The organism is Sphingomonas sp. (genome assembly GCF_035758555.1).
Classification (GTDB): Bacteria; Pseudomonadota; Alphaproteobacteria; order Sphingomonadales; family Sphingomonadaceae; genus Sphingomonas_B.
Genome location: NZ_DASTXI010000136.1, coordinates 1 through 14,547 on the forward strand (window position 1 = coordinate 1; position 14,547 = coordinate 14,547).

Annotated in this window: 16 protein-coding genes; 9 read left to right on the forward strand and 7 right to left on the reverse strand. The window is 67.7% G+C overall.

Annotation, left to right across the window (positions count from 1 at the left end):
* The 7 genes from VFT73_RS08360 to VFT73_RS08390 all read left to right on the forward strand — a co-directional run.
* A partial coding sequence (locus VFT73_RS08360; protein WP_326409813.1) for a cbb3-type cytochrome c oxidase subunit I occupies nt 1–753 on the forward strand: 753 nt, incomplete at its 5' end.
* Nucleotides 750–1,361, forward strand: coding sequence for a cytochrome c oxidase subunit 3 (locus tag VFT73_RS08365; RefSeq protein ID WP_326409814.1), 612 nt, complete (start codon nt 750–752; stop codon nt 1,359–1,361). The genes VFT73_RS08360 and VFT73_RS08365, both read left to right, overlap by 4 nt.
* 122 nt (nt 1,362–1,483) lie before the next feature.
* Nucleotides 1,484–1,780 carry a hypothetical protein gene (locus VFT73_RS08370; protein ID WP_326409815.1) on the forward strand — a complete coding sequence of 99 codons (297 nt, stop codon included), beginning with the start codon at nt 1,484–1,486 and terminating at the stop codon, nt 1,778–1,780.
* Entirely contained in the window at nt 1,777–2,616 is an 840-nt protein-coding gene (locus tag VFT73_RS08375; protein ID WP_326409816.1) for a cytochrome c oxidase assembly protein, read from the forward strand. Before VFT73_RS08370 ends, VFT73_RS08375 begins: the two co-directional genes overlap by 4 nt.
* Nucleotides 2,603–3,004 carry a c-type cytochrome gene (locus tag VFT73_RS08380; protein ID WP_326409817.1) on the forward strand — a complete coding sequence of 134 codons (402 nt, stop codon included), beginning with the start codon at nt 2,603–2,605 and terminating at the stop codon, nt 3,002–3,004. The genes VFT73_RS08375 and VFT73_RS08380 overlap by 14 nt, the downstream gene beginning before the upstream one ends.
* Nucleotides 3,001–3,918, forward strand: a complete 918-nt coding sequence (locus tag VFT73_RS08385) for a PQQ-dependent catabolism-associated beta-propeller protein (RefSeq protein WP_326409819.1) — start codon at nt 3,001–3,003, stop codon at nt 3,916–3,918. Before VFT73_RS08380 ends, VFT73_RS08385 begins: the two co-directional genes overlap by 4 nt.
* Nucleotides 3,894–4,661: a quinoprotein dehydrogenase-associated putative ABC transporter substrate-binding protein gene (locus VFT73_RS08390; RefSeq protein ID WP_326409820.1), complete on the forward strand. Its 768-nt coding sequence runs from the start codon at nt 3,894–3,896 to the stop codon at nt 4,659–4,661. Before VFT73_RS08385 ends, VFT73_RS08390 begins: the two co-directional genes overlap by 25 nt.
* Here the strand turns inward: VFT73_RS08390 and fdhD are convergent.
* From fdhD to VFT73_RS08420, 6 genes are read right to left on the reverse strand one after another with little or no spacing between them, the layout of a single operon-like run.
* Nucleotides 4,658–5,437 carry a formate dehydrogenase accessory sulfurtransferase FdhD gene (gene fdhD, locus VFT73_RS08395; RefSeq protein ID WP_326409821.1) on the reverse strand — a complete coding sequence of 260 codons (780 nt, stop codon included), beginning with the start codon at nt 5,435–5,437 and terminating at the stop codon, nt 4,658–4,660. The genes VFT73_RS08390 and fdhD overlap by 4 nt on opposite strands.
* A complete protein-coding gene (locus tag VFT73_RS08400; protein ID WP_326409822.1) occupies nt 5,434–5,649 on the reverse strand; it encodes a formate dehydrogenase subunit delta in 216 nt (71 codons plus the stop codon). The genes fdhD and VFT73_RS08400 overlap by 4 nt, the downstream gene beginning before the upstream one ends.
* A complete protein-coding gene (fdhF, locus tag VFT73_RS08405; RefSeq protein ID WP_326409823.1) occupies nt 5,646–8,483 on the reverse strand; it encodes a formate dehydrogenase subunit alpha in 2,838 nt (945 codons plus the stop codon). Before fdhF ends, VFT73_RS08400 begins: the two co-directional genes overlap by 4 nt.
* Nucleotides 8,473–9,006: a molybdenum cofactor guanylyltransferase gene (gene mobA / locus VFT73_RS08410; protein WP_326409824.1), complete on the reverse strand. Its 534-nt coding sequence runs from the start codon at nt 9,004–9,006 to the stop codon at nt 8,473–8,475. Before mobA ends, fdhF begins: the two co-directional genes overlap by 11 nt.
* Nucleotides 9,003–10,466, reverse strand: coding sequence for an NADH-ubiquinone oxidoreductase-F iron-sulfur binding region domain-containing protein (locus tag VFT73_RS08415; protein WP_326409825.1), 1,464 nt, complete (start codon nt 10,464–10,466; stop codon nt 9,003–9,005). The genes mobA and VFT73_RS08415 overlap by 4 nt, the downstream gene beginning before the upstream one ends.
* Nucleotides 10,463–10,894 carry an NAD(P)H-dependent oxidoreductase subunit E gene (locus VFT73_RS08420; RefSeq protein ID WP_326409826.1) on the reverse strand — a complete coding sequence of 144 codons (432 nt, stop codon included), beginning with the start codon at nt 10,892–10,894 and terminating at the stop codon, nt 10,463–10,465. The genes VFT73_RS08415 and VFT73_RS08420 overlap by 4 nt, the downstream gene beginning before the upstream one ends.
* Nucleotides 10,895–10,986: 92 nt before the next feature.
* Here VFT73_RS08420 and VFT73_RS08425 point away from each other — a divergent pair, with 92 nt between their 5' ends.
* Both VFT73_RS08425 and VFT73_RS08430 read left to right on the forward strand, forming a co-directional pair.
* Nucleotides 10,987–13,059 (forward strand): alkaline phosphatase D family protein, encoded by a 2,073-nt coding sequence (locus VFT73_RS08425; protein ID WP_326409827.1) that lies wholly within the window; start codon nt 10,987–10,989, stop codon nt 13,057–13,059.
* Between the two features lie 60 nt (nt 13,060–13,119).
* Nucleotides 13,120–13,905 carry a DUF2189 domain-containing protein gene (locus tag VFT73_RS08430; RefSeq protein WP_326409828.1) on the forward strand — a complete coding sequence of 262 codons (786 nt, stop codon included), beginning with the start codon at nt 13,120–13,122 and terminating at the stop codon, nt 13,903–13,905.
* Here the strand turns inward: VFT73_RS08430 and VFT73_RS08435 are convergent.
* On the reverse strand, nt 13,881–14,547 hold a 667-nt coding region (locus VFT73_RS08435; protein WP_326409829.1), incomplete at its 5' end, for a PepSY domain-containing protein. The two genes, VFT73_RS08430 and VFT73_RS08435, sit on opposite strands and share 25 nt — an antisense overlap.

Here is a 14,547-nt window from a genome sequence, read left to right on the forward strand (position 1 = left end):
CTGCAGATGCACGACACCTATTTCGTCGTCGCCCATTTCCATTACGTGCTGATCGGCGGAGCGGTGTTTCCGCTGCTGGGGGTCGTCACCTATTGGTTCCCGAAGATCACCGGCCGGATGATGTCGGAACGGCTGGGACGCTGGGGCTTCGGCATCCTGTTCGTCGCGTTCAACCTGACCTTCATGCCGATGCACTGGACCGGGCTGATGGGCATGCCGCGCCGGGTCTATACCTATCCGGCGGGCATGGGCTGGGACGTGCTGAACCTGGTCTCCACGATCGGCGCATTCGGGATTGCGGTCGCGGTGCTGCTGTTCCTGGCGAATGTGTTCACGTCGTATTGGAAAGGCGCGCCGGCGGGACCTAATCCATGGGGCGGCACGTCTCTCGAATGGGCAACCACGTCTCCGCCGCCGCCCTACAATTTCGCGCATGTGCCGGTGGTCGAAAGCCGGACGCCGCTCTGGGATGCGGACGGCGGGCCGCTGCCGGTAATGACGGGCCTGCGCGTCGATCAGCGCGAGACGCTGTCGACGACGCTGATCGATGCGGAACCGGATATCAGGGAAGCGTCCGCCGAGCCGTCGATCTGGCCGCTGCTGGCTGCGATCGCGACCTCGGTCCTGTTCGTCGGATCGGTGTTCACGCCCTGGGCAGTGGTCTGGGGTTCGATCCCGGTCATCATTGCGCTGGTCGCCTGGTTCTGGCCCAAGCGGACTCTGGAACCCGGCGAGGAGCCGGTGATCGCATGAGCGCGCCATACCGCTTCGTCCGGGATCTGGCCGAACTTCCCACCCATGGCTTCGGCAATCGCAGCCTGACCTGGTGGGGCGTGATCCTGTTCATGCTGATGGAGGGCGCCGGCTTCGCGCTTGCCGGCGGCGCCTATTTCATTCTGAAGAGCCATCAGGGGGCGTGGCCGCCTTCCCCGATCCAGCCGCCGGACCTGCTCGCCGGCACGCTGTTCACGCTGGTGATGCTGGCCAGCGAAATCCCGAACACGATGGCGAAGAAAGAGGCGGAGGCGGAGAAGATCGCGCCGGTTCGGCTGCTGCTGCCGATCATCTCGGCGATCGGCGCGCTGCTGCTGGTGATCCGCGCATTCGAGTTCGACAGCCTCAACGTGCTGTGGACCGACAATCCCTATGGCTCGATCGTCTGGGCGCTGCTGGTGCTGCACACGACGCACATCCTGACCGACTGGATCGACACGCTGGTGCTGACCGCGCTGATGTTCACGCGGCACGGCCCCACCGGCAAGCGCTTCGTCGATGTCAGTGAGAATTCGCTCTACTGGCGCTTCGTCTGGCTGACCTGGCTGCCGATTTACCTGCTGATCTATTGGGTGCCGCGGTGGTGACGGGACCCTCCCCGCCCCCGCTTGTTTCGAGCGAAGTCGAGAAACGTGCCGACGCGGATCATCATGCTTCCCGACTTCGCTCGAAGCGAACGGAGGTTATTGAGCGGGCCAAATACCTGCTCGTGCCCTGGGCCGGCATGCTGGGCGCCGGCTTCGGCTGGGCATTGTCGCACCAGGTCGGATCGGACCTGGCGCAGGACAATTGCAACGCGGCAAACCCGTTCGTGATGATCCTGATCGGGCTGATCGGTCTCGCGAGCGCCGGCTTCGGCGGGCTGGTCAGCTGGCGCGCGATCGGCCGTGAGCATGGCGGCCGCAGGTTCGTCTCCTTTGTGGGCGTGCTGATGGCGGCGCTGTTTTCGATCGCGATCTTCATGCAGACGGCGGCAAGCCTGTTCCTGCCGGGGTGCTTCGGATGATCGCGCTGGCGATGCTGCACGCGGGCGTGCACCGCCTGCCCGATGAAGCGCCGGGCTGGACCTGGGCGCCGAGCGTCGTCGTGCCGCTGCTGCTGTCGGCGCTCTTCTATGCGATCGGCTATATGCGCCTGCAGCGGCGCGCGGAGGGTGGACGCGCGCAGCACCGCCGGCACGCCCTGCGCTTTGCGGCCGGCTGGGCAGTGCTGGCGCTGGCGGTCGTCTCGCCCCTGCACGAAGGCGGGGAGCGGAGCTTCACGCTGCACATGATCGAGCACGAGCTGATCATGGTGCCCGCCGCTTTGCTGATCGCCAGTGCGCGGCCCTTGGGCGTGATGTTCTGGGCCATGCCCGCCACGATGCGCCAAGGGCTGAAAGGCGGCGCCCGCTGGTGGCAGGGACTGGCTGACCCGGTGGTGGCGACGGCACTCCAGGCACTGGCGCTGATCCTGTGGCACGCACCGCCGCTGTTCGATCGCGCGCTGGGGCATGAGGCCTGGCATATCGCACAGCACCTGTCGTTCCTGATCACCGCGCTGCTGTTCTGGTGGGCGATGACGCGGGCGTCGGGGCGAAGTGCGCTGGTCGCGGCGAGCTGCCTGTTCGTCACCTCGCTGATCGGCGGCGGGCTGGGGGCGCTGATGGCCTTCTCCACCAGCCCCTGGTACGCTGGCTATGCCGCGATGGGCATGATGCCGTTCGGGCTGAGCCCGGCCGAGGACCAGCAGCTCGCCGGGCTGGTCATGTGGATTCCGGGCGGCATGGCGCATGCCGGCGCGGCGCTGATCCTGCTCGCCCGGCTGTTCCGGCCGCGGAGGGAAGCCGATGCGATCGGCTAGCATCATCGGCTGGAGCGCGGGCGCGGCGCTGGTGCTGATCGCCGGCGGTTACACCTATAACTATCTCGACGCACAGCGGCAGGTGGCGACCCGCGCACACCTGCTGACCGGCGGCGATCCGGTGCGCGGCTGGCAGCTGATCCAGAATTACGGCTGCGGCGGCTGCCACACGATCCCGCGCGTGCCGCAGGCGGCGGGCAAGGTCGGGCCGCCGCTGAAAGGCGTCGGCGAACGTGTCTATCTTGCCGGGCGGCTCGAGAACCGGCCGGCGAACCTGATCGCCTGGGTGCAGCATCCACGCGCGATCGATCCGCAGACCGCGATGCCTGAGCTGGGCGTCACCGAACCGCAGGCCCGCGACATCGCGGCGTATCTGTACACGCTGTGATCCTTCCGCTGCTCCTGATGCTGGCCGACACGGTCTACGTCTCCAACGAGGCGTCCGACGTCGTGCACGTGATCGACGGCGCGACCGGAGAGCGGCGCGGCGACATTGCCGTCGGCCATCGCCCGCGCGGGCTGGCGATGGCGCCGGACGGCAAGCGGCTGTTCGTCGCCGTCAGCAATGACAACGACGTCGCGATCGTCGATCTCGCAACCGGAAAGGTGACGAAACGGCTGCCCTCCGGCGTCGATCCCGAAGTCGTCGCAGTGACGCCGGACGGATCGACCGCGTTCGTGTCGAACGAGGAGGATAATCTCGTCTCGTTCATCGACGTTGGCAGCGCCAGGGTGACGCACGAAGTGCCGGTCGGAATCGAACCCGAAGGCGTCGCCGTGAGCCCGGACGGCGTCACCGTGATCGCCACCTCCGAGACCAGCAGCATGGCGCATGTGATCGACCGCGCCTCGGCGACGTTGAAGCAGAATTTGCCCGTCGATGCCCGCCCCCGCTGGGCCGAGTTCACGCGCGACGGCAAACGGCTGTGGGTCTCGTCGGAGCTGGGCGGGACAGTGACGGTGTTCGACACCGCGACGTGGCAGCCGGCGGGGAAGGTGGATTTCACGACCATCGAGAATGCGCAGCCGGTCGGCATCGCGTTCAGTCCCGACGGCAGCCGCGCTTTTGTTGCGCTGGGCCGCGGCAATGCCGTTGCGGAGGTGGATGCGGCGAGCCTGACAATCCTGCGCCGCTTTCCGGTAGGCGAGCGGGTTTGGGAGCTGGCGGTCTCGCCCGACGGCACGCGCGTCTATGCCGCGAACGGACTCAGCAGCGATCTGAGCATCATCGACCTGAAGAGCGGCACGGTCCGCTCGGTCCAGCTGGGAGGGAAGCCATGGGGCGTTGCGGTCTCGCGCTGATCCTGGCGCTGGCGGCGGCGCCCGCTTCCGCCGCGGAGCTGCGCGTGTGTGCGGACCCGAACAACATGCCTTTCTCCAACGCCAAAGGGGAAGGCTTTGAGAACAAGATCGTCGAGCGGATCGCTGCCGATTGGGGGCGGACGCTCAAATATACCTGGTGGGCGCAGCGGCGAGGCAATGTCCGCAGCACGCTGAAGGCCGGCGAATGCGACCTGATCCCGGGCATCGGCAGCACGGTCGAGATGGTCGGCGCCACCCGGCCTTATTACCGCGCGCGCTATGTGTTCGTGACGCGCGCCGATCGCGGGCTGGATATCGCCAGCTTCGACGACCCGCGGCTGAAGACGCTGAAGATCGGCGTGCAGATGGTCGGCGACGACGGATCGAACACGCCGCCCGCCCATGCGTTGGCGAAGCGCGGGATCGTCGACAATGTCCGCGGATACCTGATCTACGGGGATTATGCCGAGGCCGATCCGCAGGCCGCGATCGTGCGCGCGGTCGCGTCGGGCCAGATCGACGTGGCGCTGGTCTGGGGACCCACGGCAGAGTGGTACGCGAAGGCCTCGCCCGTACCGTTGGTGCTGACGCCGACGCCCTGGCTCGATGGCCCGCAGCTGCCGATGCAATTCGACGTCTCGATGGGCGTTCGCCGCGAGGACAACAAGCTCAGGACCGACCTGAACGCCTGGCTCGGCGCGCACAAGGCTGACGTCGACGCGATCCTGGCCGGGTACCGCTAGGTAGGCGCAAGGTAGGAGTCGGGGCGGGCGAGCGCGATCAGCTCCACGCCGGCTTCGCGCGCGCGGGCGATCGCCAGCGTCGTCGCGGCCGAGACCGTGACCAGCGTCGGACAGCCGGCAAGCGCCGCCTTCTCGACCAATTCGTACGAACAGCGCGAGGAGAGCAGCGCGAAGCCTTCGCCCCAGCTTTGCCCTGCGCGCAGCATCGCGCCGATCAATTTGTCGAACGCATTGTGGCGGCCGACATCCTCGCGCCCGATCAGGATTGCGCCATCCTCGGAGCACGCGACGGCGCCGTGCACCGTGCCTGTCGCGCGGTTCAACGGCTGGTACGCGCGCATCGCCGACAGGGCATGGAAGATTGCGGGCGGATCGAGCGGGCGTCGGCGCGCGATGATGCGGGGCAGGGGGCGCAAGGCCTGCTCCAGATTCTCGATCCCGCACAGGCCACACGAGCTGTCGGAGATGCGATGGCGCACGCGCTCCGCCACGCGTTCGCGCAAGGCCAGCCGTGTCGCAATCCGGAGCAGCGAGCCCTGTTCCGTCCTATGCTCGTCGACCGAAACGATATCGCCTGCTTCATCGATCAGCCGTTCCGACAGGCAGAAACCATAGGCAAAGTCGACCAGATGCTCCGGCGTCAGCATCATCACGGCATAGCCGAGGCCGTTCAGCTCGACCGCGCAGGGCTCCTCGACCGCCACCTCGCGCTCGAGCCTCCGTGCGCCGCCCGCAGCCAGATGTTCCGCAAACCGCTGCGTGCGGCTGCCGGTCATGCGCTGCCCTGCATCGCCAGCAGCGCATCGCGCGCCACCGGGTCCAGCCCCTGCCCGCCCGCCGTCAGGTGATCGAGGATCATCGCGCGCATCCGCGGGTCCCAGAAGCGGCGGATATGGTGCGCGGTCGCCGCGACCGGATCGGCGTCGGTGGCGAGATTCCGCGCGATCTGGTTGGCCATGTAGATCAGGCGATCGAGGCTTGTGCTCACTCGGCCGCCTCTGCCGCGATCCGGCGGGAGCGGTCGGTCAGCGCCTCGTAGTCCTCCTGCCATTCGGTCGGGCCGTTGGACGGCGACACCTGGACCGCGGTGACCTTGTATTCAGGGCAGCTGGTCGCCCAGTCCGAATATTCGGTGGTGACGACGTTGGCCTGCGTCGCTGGGTGGTGGAAGGTGGTGTAGACCACGCCCGGCGCGACCCGGTCGGTGACGGTCACGCGTAACGTCGTCTCGCCCGAACGGCTGGCGAGCTTCGCCCAATCTCCATCCTTCAGCCCGCGCTGCTCGGCATCGTGCGGGTGGATCTCCAGCAGGTCTTCGGGATGCCAGACCGTGTTCGCGGTGCGCCTGGTCTGCGCGCCGACATTATACTGGCTGAGGATGCGGCCGGTGGTCAGCAGCAGCGGATAGCGCGGCCCGGTCTTCTCGTCCGTCGGGATATATTCGGTGACCACGAACCGGCCCTTGCCGCGCACGAAGCCGTCCGCGTGCATCACCGGCGTGCCTTCCGGCGCGGCAGCGTTGCACGGCCACTGGATCGAGCCGAGCGCGTCGAGCTTTGCGAACGACACGCCGGCGAAGGTGGGCGTCAGCCGCGCGATCTCGTCCATAATCTCCGACGGATGCGCGTAGGACCAGCCCAGCCCCAGCGCGTTGGCGAGACCCTGCGTTACTTCCCAGTCTTCGTAGCCGTTCAGCGGTTCCATCACCTTGCGCACCATCTGGATGCGCCGCTCGGCGTTGATGAAGGTCCCGTTCTTCTCGAGGAAGGTCGAGCCGGGCAGGAAGATGTGCGCGTAGTTGGCGGTCTCGTTCAGGAACAGGTCGTGGACGATCACGCATTCCATCGCGGCGAGGCCGGCGGCCACGTGCTTCGTGTTCGGGTCCGACTGGAGAATGTCCTCGCCCTGCACGTAGAGCGCCTTGAACACGCCGTCGACGGCGGCGTCGAGCATGTTGGGGATGCGCAGGCCCGGTTCGGGATCGAGCGGCACGCCCCAATCGGCCTCGAACATGGCTCGCAGGCCCGGATCGGCGATGTGGCGATAACCGCTGAGCTCGTGCGGGAAGCTGCCCATGTCGCAGCTGCCCTGGACGTTGTTCTGGCCCCTGAGCGGGTTCACGCCGACGCCGGGCCGGCCGAAATTGCCCGTCGCCATCGCCAGGTTCGCGAGCGCGATCACCGCCGACGAACCCTGGCTGTGCTCGGTGACGCCCAGCCCATAGAAGATCGCCGCATTGCCGCCGGTCGCATAGAGCCGCGCCGCCTCGCGCAGCTGCCGCGGATCGACCAACGTCACCGGCGCCAGCGTCTCCGGGCTGTGCCGCGCATCGGCCACGAAGGCCGCCCATTCGGAATAGGCGTCCCAGTCGCATCGGGCGCGGATAAAGTTTTCATCGGCCAGGCATTCGGTCACGACGACATGCGCCATCGCCGTCAGCACCGCGACATTGGTGCCGGGGCGGAGCGGCAGATGATAGGCGGCCTCGATATGCGGCGCGCGAACCAGGTCGATCCGGCGCGGATCGACGACGATCAGCTTCGCGCCCTGCCGCAGCCTTTGCTTCATTCGGCTGGCGAACACCGGATGGCCGTCGGTCGGGTTGGCGCCGATCACCATCATCACGTCGCACTGCTCGACCGAATCGAAGTCCTGCGTCCCCGCCGAAGTGCCGAGCGTCGCGCTCAGCCCATAGCCGGTCGGCGAGTGGCAGACGCGCGCGCAGGTATCGACATTGTTGTTGCCGAATCCCGCGCGGACCAGCTTCTGAACCAGGAACGTCTCTTCGTCTGTACAGCGCGACGAGGTGATGCCGCCGATCGACAGCCGGCCATATTTCGCCTGGATGCGCTGCAGCTCCGACGCGGCATGAGCGAAGGCTTGGTCCCAGCTCACCTCGCGCCACGGCTCGTCGATCGAGGCGCGGATCATCGGGTTCAGGATGCGTTCCTTGTGGTTCGCATAGCCCCAGGCGAAGCGGCCCTTGACGCAGCTGTGCCCGCGATTGGCCTTGCCGTCCTTCCACGGCACCATCCGGATCAGCTGCTCGCCCTGCATTTCCGCGCGGAACGTGCAACCGACCCCGCAATAGCCGCATGTGGTCACGACCGCGCGATCGGGCATGCCGAGTTCCTTGACCGTGCGTTCCTGCAGCGCGCCGGTCGGACAGGCCTGCACGCAGGCGCCGCACGATACGCATTCGGAGGACAGGAAGTCGTCGCTCGGCAGGCCGGCGGAGACGGTGGAGGCAAAGCCGCGGCCGTCGATCGTCAGCGCGAACGTGCCCTGGATCTCGTCGCAGGCGCGCACGCAGCGCGAGCAGACGATGCACTTGGCGGGATCGAAGTCGAAATAGGGATTGGACGCGTCCACGGCTTCGCATTGGTGGTCGGCGCCCGGACCGTAGCGTACCGTCTCCAGGCCGACAGCTTCCGCCTGCGCCAGCACCTCGCAATCGCCCTCGGCGCAGGCGCTGCAGTCGGCCGGATGGTCGGTCAGGTACAGCTCCATGACGCCGCGCCGCAGCCGCATCAACCGCTCACCGCCGGTGCGTACGACCATGCCCTCAGCGACCGGCGTAGTGCAGGAGGCCGGCGTGCCGCGCGCGCCGTCGATCTCGACCAGGCATAGCCGGCAGGAGCCGAACTGCTTCAGCGTGTCGGTGGCACAAAGCTTCGGAATCGCAAGCCCCGCCTCGGCGGCGGCACGCATCACCGTTGTCCCCGCGGGCACGGTGACGCTGTGCCCGTCGATGCTGAGCGTCACGGTCTCGTCCGCGCGCGACGCAGGCGTGCCAAAATCGGGCTGGAACTCATAGCCCATGGTGCAGCTCCAATCGCGCCAGATCCTCGGGCGCATTCACATTAGCAGGTTCGGCCGCGAGCTTCACCGGCCTTGCGCCGATCCGATCCGCAAAAGCGCGCATCGAATGCGAGCCGCCGCCGAACAGGATTTCCTCGACCAATCCGGCCGCCTCTGCCGGCCAAAGGCCGAGCACCGGCTGGGTCACCACAAAGGCCGGCGCAGGCTGCAGCTGCCTAAGCAGGTCCGCAGGAAGGCCGACACTATCGACGCCGCACGTCAGCACGAGCTCATATCCGTTCGTGAGGGCATGATTGAGTGCCCCGGCCAATCCGCCAAGCGGCCCGCGGTCCGGCGCCGGCCAATCAGGCACGCACGTGAAACCCGCGACATCGCGGCCCACGATCACGACTGCGCCGCACTGCGCAACGAGCGCATCGGCGGCGTGCGCGAGCAGCGGCTTGCCGCGCCACACCGCAAGCGCCTTGTCGCTGCCGAAGCGGCTGGAACGTCCGCCGGCGAGCACGGCGCCCAGCACTCTCACCGCGCGAAATCCTCGGGGAAATGGCGAATCGCGCTCATCACCGGATAGGGCGTGAGCCCGCCGAGCGCGCAAAGCGAGCCGAAGGTCATCGTCTCGCACAGCTCCTCGACCAGCGCGAGATTGGCGGCCGGGTCCTCGCCCGCGATCATGCGCTCCATCGTCTCGTATCCGCGCACCGCGCCCAGTCGGCAGGGGGTGCACTTGCCGCAGCTCTCGGCCGCACAGAATTGGAACGCGAAGCGCGCCTGTGCCGCCATGTCGACGCTGTCGTCGAACACGACGATGCCGGCATGGCCGACCAGCCCGTCGCGCGCAGCGAAGGCCTCGTAATCGAATACCGTGTCGAACAGGCTTGGCGGGAAATAGGCGCCGAGCGGCCCCCCGACCTGCACCGCCTTCACCGGTCGGCCGGACGCGGTGCCGCCGCCGATGTCGTGAACCAGTTCGCCGAGGGTCAAACCGAAGGCGGTCTCGAACAGCCCGGCATGCCGGATATTGCCGGCGAGCTGGATCGGCATCGTGCCGCGCGACTTGCCCGCACCGAAGTCGGCATAGGCCTGTCCGCCGTTCGCAAGAATCCACGGCACGGCGGCGAGCGTCAGCACATTGTTGACGACGGTCGGGCAGCCGAACAGCCCCTCGATTGCGGGCAAGGGCGGCTTTGCGCGGACTTCCCCGCGCCTGCCCTCCAGCGAGTTCAGCAGCGACGTCTCCTCGCCGCAGACATAGGCGCCGGCGCCGACCCGCACCTCGATAGCGAACGGTGCCACCAGCGCCGCCGACAGCCGCACCGCCGCTTCCATCTTGGCGATCGCGTGCGGATATTCGGAGCGGATATAGACGAAGCCCTTGTCCGCCCCGACCGCCAGCCCGGCGATTGCCATTCCCTCGATCAGGCAGAACGGATCGCCTTCCATCAGCGTCCGGTCGGCGAAGGTGCCGCTGTCGCCTTCGTCGGCATTGCAGACGATGTATTTGCGGGGGACTGGCGCGCGCCGGGCCGTCTCCCACTTGATCCCGGCCGGAAAGCCTGCGCCGCCGCGCCCGCGCAAGCCGGAGGTCTTCACCTCCTCGACAATCGCCCCGGCTCCGATCGCCCGTGCCCGTTTGAGCCCGATCCAACCGCCGGTCGCGGCATAGTCGTCGAGACTCAGCGGCCGCGTCCTGCCCGCCCGCGCGAAGGTCAGCCGCGTCTGGCGGGCAATGAACGGGTGCGATGCGACATCGCCGATCCGCTTGTGCTCCAGCGCTCCGTCAAGCAGCGCCGCGACCTCCCCGGGCGCGACCCGACCGTAACCGATGCGCGCCCCACCGCTCTCAATCTCTACCAGTGGCTCCAGCCAGTGCAGACCCCAGCTGCTCGTACGGAAGAGTTCGACACCGAGCGCTTCGGCACGCGCGGCGACGCGGCCCGCCCCGCACGCGAGTGCCGCCGCGTCATCGGAGATGTACAGCCTCACGCCGCGCTCTCGATCAGCTGCGCCAATGTCTCGGGATCGAGCCGCGCATGGACCTCGTCCCCGATCATCGCCGATGGCCCGACCGAGCAGAGGCCCAGGCAATAGACGGTCTCAATCGCGACCCGGCCGGCGGCCGCCTCTTCCGCCCAGCGCGCAAGGGCGTCGCCGCCGCGCGCCTGACACGCTTCCGCCCGGCACAATTTGATGACCGGCAGCGGCGCCGGCGCCCGGCGGAAATCATGGTAGAAGCCGACCACGCCGGAGACTTCGGCGCGGCTGAGGTTCAGCGCGTGCGCGATGTGGCGGATCGCCTCTTCGGAAATGCAGCCGCAGGCGCGCTGCACGTCGTGCAGGATCGGCAGCAGCGACCCTTCCCGTTCCTGATGCGCGGCGATGATCGCGTCCAGCTGAGCCGATATGTCCGTCACTCGCGCTCCCTTGCCGCTATCAAGCCCTTGTGCTGGCTGCGATGCAAGAGGGTCATTCCTCATGCCCTGGAAGTCCGGCATAGACTTGTTCCATGAGCGACTCATTCCCGAAGATTGACCGCCGCACCGCGCTGGCAGGGGCGGCCGCCATGGGCGCCACCTTGCTCTGGCCCGGAGCCGCGCTGGCGGCACGGACCGGCGCACGCGAACGACGCGATCTGTTCCCCGAAGGCGTCGCTTCGGGCGATCCGGAGCCGGACAGCGTGATCCTGTGGACCCGCCGCCCCTATCCGGGCGGCATGCGGCGCCAGCTGACGGTCGAGCTTGCCGCCGATCCCGACTTCAAGCAGATCGTCGGAGCGCGGCGGGCGCCGATCCTGGCCGAGGCGGATTGGACCTGCCGCGTGCTTGCCGCCGGCCTGAAGCCGCGGACCGTCTATTGGTATCGCTTCATCGATGCGGAAGGGAATGCCAGCCGGGTCGGGCGCACGATCACCGCGCCGCGCGCGGACGATACCGCCCCAGTGCGGTTCGCGTTCGTCTCGTGCCAGAGCGTCAACGAAGGCTGGCAGCACGCCTATCGCCGGATGATCCACGAAGACGAGCAGGCCGCGCCGGAACGGCAGCTCGGCTTCGTGCTCCATCTCGGCGACTTCATCTACGAGGTGGTCGAATATCCCGACGAGATCGCGCACCGCTACGACCGCACGATCAAGGACATCGGCCGGGTGCCCAATGCCCGAAAGGTGCTGAATTTCCACGTGCCGACCGAGCTGGACGGCTATCGCACCGTCTATCGCGCCCACATCGCCGATCCCGATATCCAGGACGCCCGCGCGCGCTTTCCGTTCGTCTGCATCGGCGACAATCACGAATTCTCGTGGAAAGGCTGGCAGAGCTACATCCAATATGACGGCCCGCCCGAACCGGCGCAGCCGCTGAAGGTCGCCGCCAACCAGGCCTGGTGGGAATATATCCCATCGCGCGTGGCGAAGGCGTCGGGCCCGGGGCTCGACCGCTTCGACGGCCCGAAGGTCGAGAAGGCGCCGATCGAGCGCGTCGACGATCACGGCCTGGGCGACGAGCCGAACAACCGCGCAGCGCTGGGCAGCATGACCGCCTATCGCGCGCTTCGCTATGGCCAGCATGTCGACCTGATCATCACCGACATGCACAGCTATATGATGGCGGACCCGACCGGCCGGCCTGAGGCAGAGCCGCTTGGCTCGCCCGATTTCCCGCTCTGCTTTCCGGAAGAGGCGCTGCGGGCGCTCGATGCAGGGCGAGCGTTGCCGGGCGGCCCGCCCGACACGATCGCGTTCGGCGAGGCGACCATCCCCAATTTCCGCAAGGAGGAGCCGCCCTTCACTTTGCTCGGCCGGGTGCAGAAGGCCTGGTTCAAAGAGCGGCTGGCAGCCTCGCGCGCGACCTGGAAAATATGGGCGGCGTCGAACGGCACGCTCGACTGGCGCCTCGATCCTCAGAACCTGCCGGCGGGGCTCGGAAAGCCCTGGCCCGGCCGTGGCTATGCCTGTTCCGGCGGCGGCGATCTGAGCGGCGCCTATACCGAACGCGCCGAGCTGTACGATTTCGTGCGCGACCGCGGCATCGACGGCTTCGTGACCGTGTCCGGCGACCGCCACAGCTTCTGGGCCGGCTATGCCGCCAAGGCGCTGCCGCCGGCGCGGTTCGAACCGGTCGGGATCGCCTTCATCACCGGCTCGATTTCCTCTGCGGGCCTGCAGGAAGCGCTGGAGCATGGGCTGAAGGACCATCCGCTGCGCCCGGTCTTCATCGTCCAGCGGCCGGGCGAGGCGAAGCCCGAAGGCACGCTGAACCTGGCGCTGCACCACGGCGTCCGCAGCGCGCTCGAATATGCCCGCACCGGCGACATCGAGCGGGCGCGGGCACTCAGCAATCCCGACATGGCGCCCCATCTGGCGTTCATCGACATGGGCGGGCACGGCTATTCGGTCGTGACTGCGTCCACCGACCGGATCGACACCGAATTCGTCTGCATCCCGCGCCCGGTCGCGCAGGTGGCGAGCACAGACGGCGGACCGGTTCGCTACCGCATCGTGCACAGCGCCGCGAAATGGCGTGCGGGCGAAGCGCCCAGACTCGACCAGCGGATCATCGAGGGCGATCCCAAGCTGTCGATTTGAATGATTCCATTTCGAGGCGTATGGTTACGCTCACCTGATCCCCAGGATGAGGAGAGCAGCATGGCCATTGCTCAATCCGCCGGTCCGATCGCCGCGCCATCACCTGAAATTCGCAAGATCAACAGCGCCGACATGCGCGAGTCGCTGGCGCAAGGCTGGGACGACTTCCTCAGCAAGCGCGGAGACCTGATCTTCGTCGGTATTCTGTACCCGCTGATCGGCCTTTTCGCCGCCGTGGTGGCGTTCCAGGGACCGTTGCTGCACCTGTTCGTGCCGGTCGCCGCCGGCATCAGCCTGCTCGGCCCGGTCGCGGCCATCGGTTTTTACGAGCTTGCCCGCCGGCGCGAAGCGGGGCTCGAGTCGGACTGGTCGCACTTTTTCGATGTGCCGAAGCGGCCGGCCTGGGACTCGATCCTGGGTGTGGCTGCGCTGCTTGTGATCATCTTCGCCCTCTGGGTGGCTGCGGCGAGCGCCATCTACACGGCGCTGATCGGCCCGGCGCCGGACTCGCTCGGCGGCCTCCTCAGGACGGTCTTCACAACTCCCGAAGGATGGACGCTGATCGTGGTCGGGAACCTGGTCGGACTTTGCTTCGCGGCGCTGGTGCTGACCATCAGCGTCGTCTCGATGCCGATGCTCGTCGACAAGGATGTTGACGCACGAACCGCAATCGACACCTCGGTGAAGGCAGTCATGGCCAACAAGGGCATGATGGTCGGCTGGGGCCTGATCGTCGCCGCGCTGCTGGTGATAGGCTCGATTCCGGCTTTTATCGGCCTTGCCGTGGTGCTGCCGGTGCTCGGCTACGCGACCTGGCACCTCTACACCCATCTCGTCGTGCGCTGAGCGAGCCGGCGCAGCGCTGCCGCCGCGCCTTCGACGCACAGCGCGGCGACCAGCGACAGCCCGACCAGCGGGAAAAGGAGTCCGGCCGCGGCGACGACGAGCAGCACGCCGCGCACCGTCCGCCGATCCGCCGGCAGCGGGGGAATGCCCAGCGCGCCGGCGGGCCGGCGCTTCAGCCACATGATCAGCGAGGAAAGCGCCAGCATCACGATGGCGCTGCACCCGGCAAGCATCAGCGCGCGATTGGCCGTCCCATATTGCTGGCCCTGATGGACGGCGATGCCCCAGCTGATCGCTTTAGCTGCCGGACCATAGTCGCCGAAGCGCACGTCGCCGAGCAGATGGCCGTCGAACTGGTCGAAATAGAGCGTGCGGACGTCCTCGGCCTTGTCCGGTGCGTAGCTGGCGACCCAGGCGCCTTTGGGGCCGAGCGGAAAGGAAAGGCTGAACGGCCGCTTCAGGCCGGCCCGCCATGCCAGCCGCACCGCCTCGTCGACGTCGATCTTCGATCGCCCCGTCGAAGTCGAGATACCCGGCACGCCGGACACGGCCCAGGGCAGCTCCGGCTTCGCTTCCTCCATGTGCTGGTGCGTGCTGCCGGATGCCGGTGAGGCAGGCGTCGCCAGCATCCATTCGGGCATT

What these genes read in the sequence shown, in the direction of transcription:
- VFT73_RS08365 (WP_326409814.1), top strand. Translation starts at nt 750, where the DNA reads ATGAGCGCGCCATACCGCTTCGTCCGGGATCTGGCCGAACTTCCCACC.
- VFT73_RS08375 (WP_326409816.1), top strand. Translation starts at nt 1,777, where the DNA reads ATGATCGCGCTGGCGATGCTGCACGCGGGCGTGCACCGCCTGCCCGAT.
- VFT73_RS08380 (WP_326409817.1), top strand. Translation starts at nt 2,603, where the DNA reads ATGCGATCGGCTAGCATCATCGGCTGGAGCGCGGGCGCGGCGCTGGTG.
- VFT73_RS08390 (WP_326409820.1), top strand. Translation starts at nt 3,894, where the DNA reads ATGGGGCGTTGCGGTCTCGCGCTGATCCTGGCGCTGGCGGCGGCGCCC.
- fdhD (WP_326409821.1), bottom strand. Translation starts at nt 5,437, where the DNA reads ATGACCGGCAGCCGCACGCAGCGGTTTGCGGAACATCTGGCTGCGGGC.
- fdhF (WP_326409823.1), bottom strand. Translation starts at nt 8,483, where the DNA reads ATGGGCTATGAGTTCCAGCCCGATTTTGGCACGCCTGCGTCGCGCGCG.
- VFT73_RS08425 (WP_326409827.1), top strand. Translation starts at nt 10,987, where the DNA reads ATGAGCGACTCATTCCCGAAGATTGACCGCCGCACCGCGCTGGCAGGG.
- VFT73_RS08430 (WP_326409828.1), top strand. Translation starts at nt 13,120, where the DNA reads ATGGCCATTGCTCAATCCGCCGGTCCGATCGCCGCGCCATCACCTGAA.